This is a genomic window from Arthrobacter dokdonellae (assembly GCF_003268655.1).
Lineage (GTDB): Bacteria > Actinomycetota > Actinomycetes > Actinomycetales > Micrococcaceae > Specibacter > Specibacter dokdonellae.
In genome coordinates, this window is record NZ_CP029642.1 from 1,457,886 (window position 1) to 1,474,141 (window position 16,256).

The 16,256-nt window shown below is 68.2% G+C and carries 14 protein-coding genes; 13 read left to right on the forward strand and 1 reads right to left on the reverse strand.

Annotated features, from left to right (window positions below; genetic code table 11):
• The first annotated feature begins 89 nt into the window (after positions 1–89).
• The 8 genes from DMB86_RS06495 to DMB86_RS06530 all read left to right on the forward strand — a co-directional run bounded on the left by DMB86_RS06495 (position 90) and on the right by DMB86_RS06530 (position 9,139).
• Positions 90–1,721 (forward strand): ABC transporter ATP-binding protein, encoded by a 1,632-nt coding sequence (locus DMB86_RS06495; RefSeq protein ID WP_113717067.1) that lies wholly within the window; start codon positions 90–92, stop codon positions 1,719–1,721.
• Positions 1,718–2,926 carry an ABC transporter permease gene (locus DMB86_RS06500; protein WP_113717068.1) on the forward strand — a complete coding sequence of 403 codons (1,209 nt, stop codon included), beginning with the start codon at positions 1,718–1,720 and terminating at the stop codon, positions 2,924–2,926. The genes DMB86_RS06495 and DMB86_RS06500 overlap by 4 nt, the downstream gene beginning before the upstream one ends.
• Entirely contained in the window at positions 2,923–4,218 is a 1,296-nt protein-coding gene (locus DMB86_RS06505) for an ABC transporter permease (RefSeq protein WP_113717069.1), read from the forward strand. The genes DMB86_RS06500 and DMB86_RS06505 overlap by 4 nt, the downstream gene beginning before the upstream one ends.
• A 180-nt stretch (positions 4,219–4,398) precedes the next feature.
• A complete protein-coding gene (locus DMB86_RS06510; RefSeq protein WP_236783361.1) occupies positions 4,399–4,749 on the forward strand; it encodes a cytidine deaminase in 351 nt (116 codons plus the stop codon).
• A complete protein-coding gene (locus DMB86_RS06515) occupies positions 4,746–6,068 on the forward strand; it encodes a thymidine phosphorylase (protein ID WP_113717070.1) in 1,323 nt (440 codons plus the stop codon). Before DMB86_RS06510 ends, DMB86_RS06515 begins: the two co-directional genes overlap by 4 nt.
• Positions 6,069–6,253: 185 nt before the next feature.
• Complete coding sequence (locus DMB86_RS20730; protein ID WP_227878630.1) at positions 6,254–7,210, forward strand: DedA family protein; 957 nt, start codon at positions 6,254–6,256, stop codon at positions 7,208–7,210.
• A gap of 71 nt (positions 7,211–7,281) precedes the next feature.
• Positions 7,282–8,436 carry an adenosine deaminase gene (locus DMB86_RS06525; protein WP_171814398.1) on the forward strand — a complete coding sequence of 385 codons (1,155 nt, stop codon included), beginning with the start codon at positions 7,282–7,284 and terminating at the stop codon, positions 8,434–8,436.
• A gap of 64 nt (positions 8,437–8,500) precedes the next feature.
• The gene (locus DMB86_RS06530; RefSeq protein ID WP_227878631.1) at positions 8,501–9,139 is read left to right on the forward strand and encodes a MazG nucleotide pyrophosphohydrolase domain-containing protein; all 639 of its coding nucleotides are present in this window, start codon (positions 8,501–8,503) and stop codon (positions 9,137–9,139) included.
• Positions 9,140–9,229: 90 nt separating this feature from the next.
• On the opposite strand, the gene DMB86_RS20900 is transcribed toward DMB86_RS06530, so the two are convergent.
• Positions 9,230–10,297 (reverse strand): PadR family transcriptional regulator, encoded by a 1,068-nt coding sequence (locus DMB86_RS20900; RefSeq protein ID WP_227878632.1) that lies wholly within the window; start codon positions 10,295–10,297, stop codon positions 9,230–9,232.
• A 436-nt stretch (positions 10,298–10,733) separates the two neighbouring features.
• Between DMB86_RS20900 and eno the strand changes: the two genes are divergently transcribed.
• The 5 genes from eno to DMB86_RS06565 all read left to right on the forward strand — a co-directional run bounded on the left by eno (position 10,734) and on the right by DMB86_RS06565 (position 16,227).
• Entirely contained in the window at positions 10,734–12,014 is a 1,281-nt protein-coding gene (gene eno, locus DMB86_RS06545) for a phosphopyruvate hydratase (protein WP_113717073.1), read from the forward strand.
• Positions 12,015–12,147: 133 nt separating this feature from the next.
• Positions 12,148–12,888, forward strand: a complete 741-nt coding sequence (locus tag DMB86_RS06550) for an FtsB family cell division protein (RefSeq protein WP_113717074.1) — start codon at positions 12,148–12,150, stop codon at positions 12,886–12,888.
• Positions 12,889–13,104: 216 nt separating this feature from the next.
• A complete protein-coding gene (locus tag DMB86_RS06555; protein WP_171814399.1) occupies positions 13,105–13,716 on the forward strand; it encodes a DUF501 domain-containing protein in 612 nt (203 codons plus the stop codon).
• Positions 13,717–13,768: 52 nt separating this feature from the next.
• Complete coding sequence (locus DMB86_RS06560; RefSeq protein WP_113717075.1) at positions 13,769–14,743, forward strand: Ppx/GppA phosphatase family protein; 975 nt, start codon at positions 13,769–13,771, stop codon at positions 14,741–14,743.
• A 32-nt stretch (positions 14,744–14,775) separates the two neighbouring features.
• Complete coding sequence (locus DMB86_RS06565; protein ID WP_113717076.1) at positions 14,776–16,227, forward strand: S8 family serine peptidase; 1,452 nt, start codon at positions 14,776–14,778, stop codon at positions 16,225–16,227.
• Positions 16,228–16,256: the final 29 nt, after the last annotated feature.

The following is a 16,256-nucleotide window of genomic DNA, read 5'->3' on the forward strand; positions in this document are numbered from 1 at the left end:
CCGTACCGACAGCACTGGCTGGCGGTGCGGCGCACAGTGGCGTTGAGCCGCAACTTTCCGCATAAACATTCTGTAGACGGGTTAAATCCTTGAAACTTGAACTCAGGGGCATCACCAAAAGTTTTGGTGCCCTCGTAGCCAACGACCACATTGACCTGGTGGTTGAGTCGGGTGAGATTCACAGCCTCCTGGGCGAAAACGGCGCCGGCAAATCCACCCTGATGAACGTCCTGTACGGCCTGTATGAACCCACCGCAGGCGAAATCCTCATTGACGACAAACCCGTGAAATTTTCCGGCCCGGCCGACGCCATGGCCGCCGGAATCGGCATGGTCCACCAGCACTTCATGCTGGTCCCCGTGTTCACCGTGGCGGAGAACGTGGCCCTCGGCGGGGAAAGCACCGGCTTCGCCGGCATCCTTGACCTGGAGGACACCCGCCGCAAGATCCGCGAAATCTCGGCCCGCTTTGGCTTCCAGGTCGACCCCGACGCGCTCGTGGAGGAACTCCCCGTGGGCGTGCAGCAGCGCGTTGAAATCATCAAGGCACTGGTCCGCAACGCCAAAATCCTGATCCTGGACGAGCCCACCGCCGTGCTCACGCCCCAGGAAACCGACGAACTCATGGACATCATGGGCCAGCTGAAGGCTGGCGGCACCTCCATCGTGTTCATCTCCCACAAGCTGCGCGAGGTGAAGGCAATCTCGGACACCATCACCGTGATCCGCCGCGGCAAGGTGGTCGGTTCGGCCGATCCCGGCGCCGCCACCACCGAGCTGGCCTCCATGATGGTGGGCCGCGCCGTCAGCCTCACCCTGGACAAGGCCGACGCCGATCCCGGGGAGCTGACGTTCAAGGTCACCAACCTGACTGTGATGAACGACGCCGGCCAGCGCCTTTTGGACGACGTCACCTTCTCCGTCGCGGACGGGGAGATCCTCGCCGTCGCCGGTGTCCAGGGCAACGGCCAGACGGAACTGACCGAGGCCGTCCTGGGACTCCACAAGCACGTCCAGGGTTCCATCATGCTGGACGGGAAGGAACTGGTGGGCCGCAGCGTCCGCCAGGTCCTGGACGCCGGCGTCGGCTTTGTGCCCGAGGACCGGCAGGACGACGGGCTGGTGGGCGAGTTCTCCATCGCCGAAAACCTGGTCCTGGACCTTTACACCCACGAACCGTATTCGCGTTACGGCTCGATGAACCGGGCCGTCATTGCCAAGAATGCGCAGGAAAAAGTCGCCGAGTTTGACGTCCGGGCCCAGTCGGCGCAGGACGCCGCGGACACGCTCTCCGGCGGAAACCAGCAAAAAGTGGTGCTGGCCCGCGAACTGGCGCGGCCGCTGAAGCTGTTCATCGCCTCCCAGCCCACCCGAGGCGTCGACGTGGGCTCCATCGAGTTCCTGCACAAGCGCATCGTGGCCGAGCGCGACGCCGGCACACCCGTTGTCATCGTTTCGACAGAGCTGGATGAGGTGCTCGAGCTCGGCGACCGCATCGCCGTGCTCTTTGCCGGCAAGCTCATGGGCATTGTGCCGGGCAAATCCAGCCGCGAACTGTTGGGCCTGATGATGGCCGGCCTGCCGGCCGGGGAGGCCCGGGCCCAGCTGGACGCCGCCGCCGGGGAAACCGCCGGGGATGCCCCGGCCGCGGAACTGTCCGCGGAACCGTCCGGGGAACCGTCCGGGGACCTTTCCGGAACCACTGAAGGAGAGCGCTCATGAGTGAGACGCAGACAGTCAAGGAGCCGACGCCCCCGGCCAAGGAAAGCCAGGGCTCGCAGGTCGTCCGGGAGATCATGGGCGGCAACGCCGTCATCTCGGTCCTGGCCGTCGTCGTGGCCCTGGTCATTGGCGGGATCCTGATCGCCGTCACCGATCCCCGCGTCAGCGCCGCCTCGGGCTACTTTTTCGCCGATCCGGGAGCCACGTTTTCCGCGATCTGGTCGTCGGTCTCGGAGGCTTACGGCGCCCTGTGGCGCGGTGCCACGTACGATCCCACGGCGCGCACCTGGCAGGGCCAGCTGGGCATTTTTGAGACGTTGACATTCGCCACCCCGTTGATCCTTGCCGGCCTCGCTGTCACCTTGGCCTTCCGCACCGGCCTCTTCAACATTGGCGCCCAGGGACAGATCATCCTCGGCGCCACCTTTGCCGGCGCCGTCGGCTTCGGCATGCACCTTCCACCGGTCATCCATCTGCTGGCCGTCATCCTGGCCGGCGCCATTGGCGGGGCCATCTGGGGCGGCATCGCCGGATTCCTCAAGGCCAGGACCGGCGCGCACGAGGTGATCGTGACGATCATGCTCAACTACATCGCCATCTCGCTGGTCCTGTTCCTGCTGAAAAACCAGCTCAAGGACCCCAACAGCACCAACCCGATCAGCCCGCAGATGGACGACAACGCCGTGCTGCCGCTGCTGCTGGGGCCCAACTTCCGTGTCCACGCAGGGCTGATCATCGCCATCCTGGCGGTCATCGGCGTCTCCTGGCTGCTCAACCGCTCCACCCTCGGCTTTGAGTACCGCGCCATCGGGGCCAACCCCAAGGCGGCGCGGACCGCGGGCATGCTGGTTTCGCGCGGCTACATCACCGTCATGCTGATTTCCGGCGCCCTCGCCGGCCTGGCCGGTGTGGCCCAAATTGCCGGCACGGAAAAGTCCCTGGATTCCGAAATTGCCGGAAGCATCGGCTTTGACGCCATCACGGTGGCGCTGCTGGGCCGCTCCAAGCCGTGGGGCACGTTCTTCGCCGCACTGCTGTTCGGTGCGTTCAAGGCCGGCGGAACCTCCATGGCGGTCAATGCCGACGTTTCCATTGACATTGTTGCGGTGGTGCAGTCGCTGATCGTGCTGTTCATCGCCGCCCCGCCCTTGATCCGGTCCATCTTCCGCATCAAGGCCGCCCGCCGCGAAGGAGCCAGCGCATGAGCGTCACAGCCAACATCAAGCCGTCAAAGGCGGTGGACCGCGTCGCCGTCCGCAGCTGGAAAACACCTGCGCTGTTTGGCGCGCTGGCGCTTTTCGCCGTCGTCGTCTTTGTCCTGCTAGGCCCCTCCGGGCAGGCGACCTTCCGGATCTCGCAGGAAGGCGACGCCTGGCAGGTGCCTGACCTGGCGGTGCCCGCGAAGGCGGTCGGCATCATCGTGGCCGCCATCTGCGTCCTGCTGGCCGCGCGCGCCTACCAGCAGATGAAAAAGGAGGGCCGCGTCGACAAATGGGTGACCATGACGTTCACCGTCGCCTTCGTGATCGGCCTGCTCGTGTGGATCATCGGCGGCACCAAGACGCAGAACATCACCCTGGTTGGCCTGTTCACCGGCGCCATGTTGATCACCACCCCGCTCGTTTTCGGCTCGCTGTCCGGCGTGTTGTGCGAGCGTTCCGGCGTGGTCAACATCGCCATCGAGGGCCAGCTCCTCGCGGGCGCGTTCACGGCGTCGCTGGTTTCCTCCATCACGCATAACGCCTACGCGGGCCTGTTCGCCGCGGCCTTGGCGGGCGTGCTCGTCTCGTTCCTGCTGGCCGCATTCAGCATCAAGTACGTGGTCAACCAGATCATTGTGGGCGTGGTGCTGAACGTGCTGGTTTCCGGCCTGACCGGGTTCCTGTTTGAAAAAATCATGAAGATCAAGGTCGACGGCGCCACCATCTACAACCAGCCGGTGCAGCTGCCGGACCTGCCCATCCCGGTCCTGTCCCAGATCCCGGTCATCGGACCCACCCTGTTCCGCCAGTCCATCATCGGCTACCTCATGCTGGTCCTGGTGGCCGCGGTCTGGTTCGGCCTGTTCCGCACCCGCTGGGGCCTGCGCATCCGGGCCGTGGGCGAGCACCCCAAGGCGGCCGACACGGTGGGCATCAACGTCAACCGCACCCGCTTTCTGAACGTGCTGGCCGGCGGTGCCGTGGCCGGCGTCGGCGGGGCTTATTTCACCTTGGTGGCAGTGAGCAGCTTCAGCAAGGACATGACCGGCGGCCTGGGCTTCATCGCCCTGGCGGCGCTGATCTTTGGCCGCTGGAACCCGATCGGCGCGGCACTGGCGGCCCTGCTGTTCGGCGTCGCCGGCAACCTGCAAAGCATCCTCTCCCTCGCCGGCACGCCCATCGACGGGCAGTTCCTGGCCATGCTCCCGTACGCGCTGACCATCCTGGCCGTCTCCGGCTTTGTGGGCAAGTCCCGCGCGCCGGCCGCCGACGGCGAACCGTACCTCAAGGGATAGGGGATACAGGTGGACAACATCAAGCCCGACGGCGGCTCGCCGCATTTCGTGCCCGACGCCGGCACCCCGGGTTCCGCGTCCGACGGCGGCACACCGGAAGGGGCCTTGGGCGCCGGCACTGCCGGCGAAGACATCGCCCCGGCCGACTGGGACGCGCTGCGGGCCGCGGCCACCGCCGCCATGGGACGGGCCTACGCGCCGTATTCAAAGTTCCCCGTGGGCGCTGCCGCCCTGCTCGACGACGGCCGCACGGTCTCGGGCTGCAACGTGGAAAACGCCAGCTACGGACTGACGCTCTGCGCTGAGTGCACCATGGTGGGCGCGCTGCAGATGGGCGGGGGCGGACGCATCCGCGCCTTTTACTGCGTCGATGCGGACGGCGCCGTGCTCATGCCTTGCGGGCGCTGCCGCCAGCTCCTGTACGAATTCCGGGCCCCCGGCATGGTGCTGATGACCGGCGGCGGCATCCGGACAATGGACCAAATACTGCCGGATGCCTTTGGCCCGGAGAATCTGGAGAATCAATCATGAGTGCACACGCCTACAACGGCCCGGCCTTCGACGCCGTCGACATCATCCGCACCAAGCGGGACCGGGGAACGCTCAGCGCGGACCAGATCGCCTGGACCATCGACGCCTACACCCGCGGCACCATTGCCGATGAACAAATGGCCGCCCTGAACATGGCCATCCTGCTCAACGGCATGGACCGGGCGGAAATCGCCCAGTGGACCACTGCCATGATCAACTCCGGCGAGCGGATGGACTTCGCGTCCCTGCGCACCCCGGCCGGAGCCCCCAAGGCCACCACGGACAAACACTCCACCGGGGGCGTGGGGGACAAGATCACCCTCCCGCTGGCCCCGCTGGTGGCCGTGTTCGGCGTGGCCGTCCCGCAGCTGTCCGGGCGCGGACTGGGCCACACCGGAGGGACACTGGACAAGCTCGAGGCCATCCCCGGCTGGCGCGCGGACCTCAGCAACCAGGAGATGATGCGCCAGCTTTCCGACGTCGGAGCCGTGATCTGCGCCGCCGGTGCCGGGCTGGCGCCCGCGGACAAGAAGCTCTACGCCTTGCGCGACGTCACCGGCACCGTTGAGGCGATCCCGCTGATCGCCTCCTCGATCATGAGCAAGAAGATCGCCGAAGGCACCGGGGCACTGGTGCTCGACGTCAAGGTGGGCTCGGGCGCGTTCATGAAGGACGAATCCATGGCCCGCGAACTCGCCGAAACCATGGTGGCCCTGGGCAAGGATGCCGGCGTGAACACGGTGGCCCTGCTGACGGACATGTCCACGCCGCTGGGCCTGACCGCCGGCAACGCGATCGAGGTGGAGGAATCGGTGGAGGTGCTGGCCGGCGGGGGGCCGCCGGACGTGGTCGAACTGACCGTGAGGCTGGCGGAGGAGATGCTCCAGGCCGCCGGCGTCCGGGACGCCGACCCCGCGGCGGCCCTGCGGGACGGGCGTGCCATGGACGTGTGGCGCCGGATGATTTCCGCCCAGGGCGGCGATCCCGATGCCGCGCTGCCGGTGGCCCGCGAGTCCGAGGTCGTCTACGCGCCCGCGGACGGCGTGCTGGTGGGACTGGACGCCCTGTCCGTGGGCGTGGCGGCCTGGCGCCTCGGGGCCGGGCGCGCCCGCAAGGAGGACGTGGTCCAGGCCGGCGCCGGGGTGCGCATGCACGCCAAGCCGGGTGCCATGGTGCGGGCAGGCGAGCCGCTCATGACGCTGTTGACGGACACCCCCGAAAAGTTCGCACGCGCCAAGGAAGCGCTTGAGGGCGCGGTGACCATCGCGCCGGAGGGTTCGCGGCCGGCGTCGAGGCTGGTCATCGACCGCATCGCCTGAGCCATCCGTTGGGACGCTCCTGCAGGGGAATCCTCGGGAATGCCGCGGATCTGAAGGAGCGTCGATGGGGTCATCCCCTGGTGGGAGGGGGCGGGCGGAATGTAGGCCGCAAGATGGATGCCCGGACCCAACAGACGTGGGAAACTAGTGAGTGACACCCCGCCAGAGGAGAGGAACCATCCCCGGTGGACTTTTTGCACATCATCAACCAGATCAACTATGTCCTTGCGCACTCTTCCGCGCAGTGGTGGGTTGTCCCCATGGTTGGCTTGTTCTGCCTCATCGATGGCTTCTTCCTCTTTCTGCCCAGCGAAACCGCCATTGTGGCGCTGTCTTCGATCTCGCTGCGGACCGGTTCCCCGAACATTTGGCTGCTCATGGCCGGTGCCGCCATCGGCGCCATGATCGGCGACAACATCGCCTACTTCATGGGCAACAAGCTCGGCACCACGCGGTTCAAGTGGATGCGCAAGCCGCGCGGAGCCAAGGCGTTCTCCTGGGCGGGCCGCGAGCTCGACAAACGCGGCGCCATCCTCATCTTCACGGCGCGCTATATTCCCGTGGGCCGGATCGCCGTCAACTTCACGGCAGGCGCCACCCGGTTTCCGTGGCGCCGCTTCGTGGTCCTGGACGGCATTGCGGTGCTCACGTGGGTGGTGTATTCGGCCTTGGTGGGACGCGTTGCCGGCCGGTGGGTGCACCACAACCCGTTGCTGGGCGTGGGCATCGCCATCGCCTTTGCGATCGTCATCGGCTTCATTGTGGACCACGCCATGAAGATCCTGCATCACCAGCTGGAAAAGCGCGGCAAGCTGGCACCGCGTCCGGAGCCCGGCGCCACGGCGGCCCGGCTGGCAGCCGAGGCACTCGCGGGGGACCAGCCGCGGGCCGGCACGCAGGCACCGCCGATCCCGGGCATTGCCGGTCCGCCGGGTGCAGCCGCCGCCCCGCACCACGCCAAGGGCCCGCATCACGCCACCGGCCCGCACGCGGTCCCGGGTCCGCACGGGGCAGCGGGCATGCACTCCGTCCCCGGCGTCCAAGCCGCCGCGAACGTCCGCGCCCCGGCAAGCGCGCACGGCGCCGCGGAGGCCGGAAGCCAGGCGGCCGGCGTCGTGCCCGGCGTCCCGGACGGGTCCTGAGGATACGCCCACAGCGCACCAAACCCGGCAGAACTGGCGCGCACCGGCGTTGCATCCCTAAAGTGGGGACTGTGACTAACCCAACTTCGTCCCAGCAGCCCGAGCCCCAGTCCTCTGTGGAACTGAAATCCCTGCCCAAGGTGTCCCTGCACGACCACCTCGACGGCGGCCTGCGTCCGGCCACCATCATCGAGCTCGCGGCGGAGGTGGGCCACGAGCTGCCCGCCACCGATCCCGAGGAGCTGCGCCAGTGGTTCCTGGACTCCGCGGACTCCGGTTCGCTGGTGCGTTATCTGGAAACGTTCGACCACACCATCGCCGTCATGCAGACCCACGACGCCTTGGTGCGCGTGGCCCGCGAGTTCGTCGAGGACCTGGCGGACGACGGCGTGGTGTACGGCGAGGTGCGTTGGGCACCCGAGCAGCACCTCACCCAGGGGCTGACGCTCGACGACGCCGTCGAGGCCGTGCAGGAAGGACTCGAAGCCGGCATGGACGCCGTGGACGAGGCCGGCGGTTACATCGAGGTCGGCCAGCTGGTCACGGCCATGCGCCATGCCGACCGTGGCTCCGAAATCGCGCAGCTGGCCGTCCGCCACCGGGACAACGGCGTGGTGGGCTTTGACATCGCCGGGGCCGAGGACGGGTTCCTGCCCTCCCGCTTCACCGAGGCGTTCACCTACCTGGCCGAGAACAATTTCCCGGCCACCGTCCACGCGGGCGAGGCCGCCGGGCTGGACAGCATCCAGGACGCACTGGTCCATGGCCGCGCCCTCCGCCTGGGCCACGGCGTGCGCATCGCCGAGGACATCCACCTGGACGTCCAGGAGGAGGACGGGCACGACGTCGGCACCGTCACCCTGGGCGACCTGGCCCAGTGGGTGCGTGACCGCCAGATCCCGCTGGAGCTGTGCCCGTCGTCGAACCTGCAGACTGGGGCCGTCGCCGCGTTTGGCACCACGATCTCCGAGCACCCCATCGACCTGCTGCATCAGTTGGGCTTCAACGTCACGGTCAACACCGACAACCGCCTGATGAGCGGTGTGACCCTGACCGGCGAGTTTGAACTGCTGGCGGACACCTTCGGGTACGACCTGGAAACCATACTGGAGCTGACGCTGAACGCGGTCCACGCCGCGTTCCTGCCGATCGAGGCGCGCGAACAGCTGGCCGACTACATCATCGAGTGCTACGACGACGTCCTGGACGGTGATGACGAGGACTGATCCGCAGGCACTTCGCCCGAACGCAGGCGCAGGAGCCGGGGCGGATACGGGCGCTGGCGCAGCATTGGACGCGCTAGCCCGGGTGGTCGCGGAGCTGCGCGAACACTGCCTGTGGACGGCGGCGCTGACCCACCGCTCGCTCATTGCCTACCTTGTCGAGGAATCATACGAGCTGGCCGACGTCGTGGAGGCGCCCGGCGACCTTGACGTCCAAGCGCTCAAGGGCGAACTTGGCGACATCCTCTACCAGGTGGTGCTCCACGCGCTGCTGCAGACGGAGGGTGGCGGCTTCACCCTGGCCGAGGTGGCGGACCAGCTGCGCGAAAAACTCATTCGGCGCAACAGCCACGTGTTCCGCCCGGACGGAACCCTGCAGGCCCGGTTTCCGGAATCCATGGCGGCCATCGAACGCAACTACGCCGCGGAAAAAGACCGGGAGCGTCCGGGCTCGAAATCGGTGTTTGATTCGCTGCCGGCGTCGATGCCCGCGCTCGCCCTGGCCGCGAAGACGCTCGAACGCGCCGGTGACCGGGCTGCCCCTGGGCACCTGGCCGGCGCCCCCGCCCAACCTTCCCCGCCGGCAACGGAAGAAGAGCTCGGGGAGCTGCTGTTCGACGTCGTCCGCGCCGCCCAGGCCCGGGGGCTGGACGCCGAACGCGCCCTGCGCACGGCCGTCCGCCGCTATCAGGCGCAGCGTCCGTAGCCAAGGCGGCCGCTGCCCGGAATGACGATATGGTGGTTCGCCCCCGATGTTTTCATGGGCGAACCACCATATCGACGTCCTGCACGCCGGCTAGTCGGCCAGCATCTTGTAGATGGCGCGTCGGGCGGTGTCGAGGGCCTCGGTGGTGGCCTTGACCTGCTCCTCGGTGCCGCCCTGGCCTATTTGGTGGACGGCGCCCATGAGCTTTCCGATGCTCTGGCGAAGTTCGGCGCCGGCCCCCGCCTCCTCGCTGACGTCGGCCCAGACGGCGGCCGTCTCTTCGGCGTGTTCGGCGACGTACGCGCGGCCGGCCTCCGTCAGCTCAAACTCGGTCCGCTTGCCCTTGCCCGCCGACTCAATGAGGCCCTCGGCCTGGAGCGCGGCCAGTGCCGGGTAGATTGACCCGGGGCTGGGGCGCCAGGCTCCGTCGGTCTGGGTGGCGATGGCTCCGATCATCCCGTAGCCGTTGTAGCTGTCCTGGCTGAGCAGCGAAAGGATGGCGCTGCGGACGTTGCCCTTGCGGACCCGGCCGCCGCGGCCGAAGCCGCCCCGGAATCCGGGGCCGAACCCTCCGCCGAACCCAGGACCGAAGCCGGGACCAAACCCGCGGGCTGGTCCGGGGCCAAACCCCCGGCGGTGGCCAAAGCCCTCGTCATCGTCGAGTGGAATGGCACCGCCCGCGCGGGGGCTGAAGCCCGGCACAAAGCCGCCGCCCCGCCTGCCGTCGCCGCGCCTGCCGTCGCCGCGCCTGCCGGGCCGTCCATGGCGGGGGTCCTCGTCGCCGCGGTCGAAGCCGCGCCGGCCGGGCCGATCGCCGCGGCGGCCTTCCCCGCCGTCGTCCGGGCCCTCGTCATCCGGGCCCTGGTCATCAGGGCCGCAGTGGGGGGCAAAGCCCCTGCCCGGACCGAAACCGGGCCCGAAGCCAGTGCGGAAGCCCCTGCCGGGACCAAATTCTGGACCGAAGTGTGGTCCGGATCCGTGGTGGTGGCCGTGGTGACGGTCCTCTTCGCCGGGGAAGTCTCCGTGACTCTCCGGGGAGGCGTCACGGCCTGCGAATCCATCGCCTCCGGACGCCTCGCTGCTGAAATCCTGGGGAATGGAGTCGTTGTGACCAAAGCTGGCTTGATCGTCTTCTTGTGGGTTGTTGATGCTGTTCATGTCGGCAAATCCTGTTCCGTGGAAAATTTGTTTGTCGTGGCTGGCGGAAGGTGGCTGTCCATGGCGGGGATGTGGAAGGAATGCCCGGGTGGAGGGCGCAACCCGCCGGGTGTGAAGCGGCGGGGTTTGAGGCGGCCGTGAACTTCACGCTTGAGATGGATGCAGAGTGTTCCGGATCCATCTAACGATATTTAACGATATATCGTTATTCGTGACAGTCAAGACCGGGGGCAGGATTGCCAGCAAACTCACGGGATCCGGTTCAGCCCGGCGCCGCCGCCCTAAAACCAGCGGCGGAGGGTGCAGGTTCGCCCCACGTTGTCATGGCGGAGGACCGCCCGCGTATTAATGAGTGCCCCATCACGGCAACCGGTTAGGATTGTGCCGACAGCGAGGTCGACTTTCATCCGCTCGAAGCTCAAAAAAGGAGCAACACGTGGCACTTATCGAAGCCATTCACGCACGCGAAATTTTGGATTCCCGAGGCAACCCAACCGTTGAGGTCGAGGTTCTTCTGGCCGACGGGTCCGTGGGCCGCGCGGGCGTTCCTTCGGGCGCGTCCACGGGTGCCTTTGAGGCCGTTGAACGCCGCGACGGCGACAAGTCCCGCTACCAGGGCAAGGGCGTTTTACAGGCTGTCGAGGCGGTGCTGGAGGCCATCGCCCCCGAGCTGGAGGGCATCGACGCCACCGAGCAGCGCCTGATCGACTCCATGATGCTGGAACTGGACGGCACCCCGAACAAGGGCAAGCTCGGCGCGAACGCCATCCTCGGCGTTTCCCTCGCCGTGGCCAGCGCCGCCGCGGTGTCCGCGGACCTGCCGCTGTACCGCTACCTGGGCGGCCCCAACGCGCACGTCCTGCCGGTGCCGCTGATGAACATCCTCAACGGCGGCTCCCACGCCGATTCCGACGTCGACATCCAGGAATTCATGGTGGTTCCGCTGGGCGCCTCCACGTTCTCCGAGGGCCTGCGGTGGGGCGTGGAGGTCTACCACAACCTCAAGTCCGTGCTGCAGGAGAAGGGCCTTTCCACCGGCCTGGGCGACGAGGGCGGTTTCGCGCCGAACCTGCCGTCCAACCGCGCCGCGCTGGACCTGATCCTGGAAGCCATCAAGCGCGCAGGCTACGAGGCCGGCAAGGACGTGGCACTGGCCCTGGACGTTGCCTCCTCCGAGTTCTTCAAGGACGGCACGTACCAGTTCGAAGGCAAGTCGCTCACGGCCGCCGAGATGAGCGCCTACTACGAGGAACTGGTCCGCGACTACCCGCTGGTCTCCATCGAGGATCCCCTGGATGAGGACGACTGGGAGGGGTGGAAGACGCTGACCGACGCCATCGGCGACAAGGTGCAGATCGTCGGTGATGACTTGTTCGTCACGAACCCGGAGCGCCTGGCCCGCGGCATCGAGAACAAGACCGCCAACTCGCTGCTGGTGAAGGTTAACCAGATCGGCTCGCTGACCGAGACCCTGGACGCCGTGTCCATGGCCCAGCGCGCCGGCTACACCACCATCACCTCGCACCGCTCCGGCGAGACCGAGGACACCACCATCGCCGACATCGCCGTGGCCACCAACGCCGGCCAGATCAAGACCGGCGCGCCCGCACGCTCCGAGCGCGTGGCCAAGTACAACCAGCTGCTGCGCATCGAGGAAGACCTTGAGGATGCTGCCCGGTACGCCGGCCGCAACGCGTTCCCGCGCTTCAAGGCGTAACTCGCCCGAGCTCTGAAAACGCGTCAATGACGGCAGTCCGGCCGGTGGTTGGCTAAGGTGGATACACACCCAGCCAGCCACCGGCCCTTCGGCTTTAAGCCCCGAAGCGCGTCGGGGAAGTACCAGGAGAATCATGGCTACACGTCGTCCCAAGGTGCCCAGCGCACAGTTTAGTGCCGGGGCGAAAAAGGCTGCTGCTGAACCAGGCACGACGCCGGACCCAGCCCCCGGCGACCACGCTGCCTCCCCGGGGGCACGCCGGCCGGCAACGGGAAGGGACGGCGCAGCGCGGGGGCCGCGCAGGGCAGTGACGAACCCCCACGGCCGGACGGACCACGGCGGTCCACGCCGCAACCCCGCCGAAGGGGTCATCCGCAGCGCCGATGCGGCCAACACGCCCGTCCCCGCAAGGTCCTTCAACGGCCGGCTGCTGGTGCTGGGCCTGGCCATGGCTGCGGTCACGGTGGCGCTGGCCCCCAACATCCACACCTACATGGACCAGCGGGCCGAGATTTCAGCGCTTAAGCAGGACATTGCCGCACAGACGGCACAGCAGGCATCCGCGCAGTCGGAACTGGCCCGCTGGGACGACCCCGCCTATGTCAAGCAACAGGCCCGGGACAGGGTGAGCATGCTCATGCCCGGCGAGACGGGGTATTGGGTGTACGGCGCCCCCGCCGCGGCCGCCGACGGTGCCGGTGCAGCAGCAAATTCCGCTTCCGGGGAATCGGCGGAGAAGGGCACCGCGGTGACCACCGAACCTTGGGTGGACAGCCTGTGGCAGGCCGTGGAAAAGTCAGCGGCCGTGAAGCCGGCCGCGCCGGCCCCAACCAAGCCGGCGCCCACGGTGGTGCCGAAGCCCGCCGCCAAATAGGCCGCGCCGGCTCCCGCAGCCAAGCCGGCGCCCTCCGGGAATAGGTCATGCCCGCCCACGCCCGGCCAGGACGCGTGAACGGGTGCCCCGCACGCACGGTAAAATGGCCTGTTGGACAGGGCGGCTGACAGGCCGCCCGCCACCCACCGCAACGCCGCCCAGCACGCCTGGCGTGACGGCATCCCGCTGCGGTGGCACGAAAGAGGAAGGACGCCTGTGCCCGCATCAGCCACCGACGCCGAAGGCTCACGAGTGCCCACCCAGCATGATCTGGACACCCTGAGCCGCCAGCTCAACCGGCCCGTCCGCGACGTCGTTGAAATTCCGGCCCGCTGCGTGTGCGGCAACCCCCTCGTGGCCGCCACCGCGCCGCGGCTGAGCAACGGCATCCCGTTCCCCACCACGTTCTACCTGACGCACCCGGTGCTGACGGCCGCGGCGTCGCGCCTGGAGGCTGCCGGCCTGATGGCGGAAATGACCGACCGCCTCGCCGCCGACGCCGGTCTGGCCGCGGCCTACCAGCGCGCCCATGAGCAGTACATAGCGGCCCGCACGGCCATCGGCGAGCGGGCCGGCACCGGGCCCGTGCCCGAGATCGACGGGATCTCCGCCGGCGGCATGCCCACCCGCGTCAAGTGCCTGCACGTCCTGGTCGGCCATGCACTGGCTGCCGGCCCCGGCGTCAACCCGCTGGGCGACGAGGCCCTCTCCGCCCTCGCCGAGTGGTGGACGGCGGAGGAATGCCTGTGCAACGGCGCCTGGGACGACCAGGCCCCGGTGCCCAGCAGGGACCTCAGCCGCCACGTCAAGCACCTTAACAAGGACTGACCGAGATCAGCGTAGAGAATATCCAGCAACCAGAAAAGGAACGGGCCTTTCCATGCGTGTAGCTGCCATCGACTGCGGGACCAACTCCATCCGCCTCCTCATTGCCGACGTCACCACCAACCCCTACGGCGCCATCACCCTCGGCGACGTCCACCGGGAAATGCGTGTGGTGCGCCTGGGGCAGGGCGTCGACGCCACGGGCATGCTGGCCCCCGAGGCCCTCGCGCGGACCTTTGCGGCCGCCGAGGACTACGCCGCGTTGATCCGGGACTGCGCGGCGGACGGCACCGCGGTGGAACGCACCCGTTTTGTCGCCACGAGCGCCACGCGCGACGCCGGCAACCGCGCGGAGTTTGTCGACGGCATCAAGGCCCGGCTGGGCGTGGAACCGGAAGTCGTCTCCGGCGCCGAGGAGGCGGGCCTGTCCTTTGCCGGCGCCACCAGCGTGCTCCCGGCGCTCGACGACGAACTGGTCCTGGTCGTGGACCTGGGCGGCGGCAGCACCGAATTTGTGGTCGGCAATGCCTCGGGTGTCCAGGCAGCCGTGAGCACGGACATGGGCTGCGTGCGCTTCACCGAACGCTACCTGCAGTCCGATCCGCCCACGGAGACGGAAATCGCCGCCGCGGAGGCGGCCATCGAAGCCAAGCTCGACGACGTCCTGGCGGAGGTGCCGCTGGGCAGCGTCACCCGGGCGGTGGGCGTGGCCGGCACCATTACGACTGTTACGGCGCAGGCGCTCGGGCTGGCGGCCTACGATCGTGAGGCGATCCACGCCGCCGTCGTACCCCTGGAAAAAATCGACCAGGCAGCCGGTGATCTACTGGCCATGACGCGGGAGGAGCGGGCTGCGCTGGGCTTCATGCATCCCGGACGCGTGGACGTGATCGGGGCAGGTTCGTTGATCTGGCGCACCGTCCTGCGCAGGATCGCGGTGCTGACACACGGACGGCTCGAATCGGCAACGACCAGCGAACACGATATTCTGGACGGAATCGCCCTGGGCGCCGCGGGAGGTCTCCACTGACCCGGCGCCCACCTCGACGGAAACGAGCATGAATGCCGGATGCGACACAGCCGCCCAAACGACGGCTGCGCGGCATTGGCGCTGCCCTGCTGGCGCTGGCCCTGACGGCACCGCTGGCCCTCGCGGGTGCCACGGCGGCCTCCGCCGACGACATCCGCAACCGCGAATACTGGCTGGGCTCGTCCGGCATCACCAAGGCGTGGGAAATTTCGCAAGGCGCGGGCGTCAAGGTCGCGGTGATTGACAGCGGCATCGACGCGAGCCACGTGGACCTCAAGGGCGCCATTGCGGGCGGCGTGGACATGTCGGGTTCCGGAAACGCCAAAGGCACCAAGGGCGTGGGCGCCGAGCCCGAGCACGGCACGCTCGTGGCCACCATGTTGGCTGGGCGGGGCCATGCCAGCGCTTCGGCCACAGCCAAGGGTCCGACGGCGCCCGCCAAGCCCAGCGTGGGTGCCGGTCCCGACGGGGTCATCGGAGTGGCGCCCAAGTCCGAAATCCTCAGCGTCTCTGTCTGGCTGGGGAGTGATAACCCGTCAGGGAAGAACATTGACGCCCAAATCCCTGCGGCCGTGAGGTGGGCCGTGGACCACGGCGCCAAGGTCATCAACATGTCCCTGGGCAGCACGTCCACCGCGTGGCCGCAAAGCTGGGACAGCGCCTTCTCCTACGCCGAGGCCAAGGACGTGGTCATTGTGGCCGCGGCGGGCAACCGGAAATCCGGCAGCGAGCAGGTGGGCGCCCCCGCCACCATACCCGGCGTTCTGGCCGTGGGCGGGTTGGACAAGGACGGAACCGCCAGCGTGGATTCCTCCTCACAGGGCATCAGCATCGGCGTCTCCGCGCCGGCCGAGGACCTGGCCGGCGGTCTGCCCGGCGGAGGCTACGCCCGCTGGAGCGGCACCAGCGGGGCGGCGCCGATCGTTTCCGGCGTTGCGGCCCTGATCCGCTCCAAGTACCCCACCATGACCGCCGCGCAGGTCATTAACAGGATCATTTCCACGGCCAAGCCGAAGGGGAACGGAACGCCCAACGCCATCTACGGTTACGGCATCCTCGACGCCTACGCGGCCTTGACGGCTAACGTCCCGTTGGCGACGGCGAACCCGCTGGGCAGCATCGACGACTGGATCCGCGTCCACCGCCGCGGCCAGGCCGCGCCTCCAGCCGGCGGATCCACCGTGGCCACCTCGCCCCTGCCGAAGGCGACCTTCAGCGACCACGCCGCACCGGTGCCGCTCCCTGCCGCCGGACTGCGCAGCATGGAGCCGGCGGCGATAGTGCTCGGATTCCTGGCCCTGCTGGTGCTGGTGTTGGCAGCGGGGAGCACCCACATCCTCCTGGCCCGGCGCAGGATCCTGGCCAGTGACGGACCGGCCGGCGGTGCCGGACCAGCCAGTGCCGGACCGGCCGGTGACGGACCGGCCAGCGATGCCGGCAGCAAGGGTGCCGTCGCGGCCGAAAGAGCGAGCCACAAACACTAGGTCCGGCCGCGCTGCCGAGGGCAGCATTT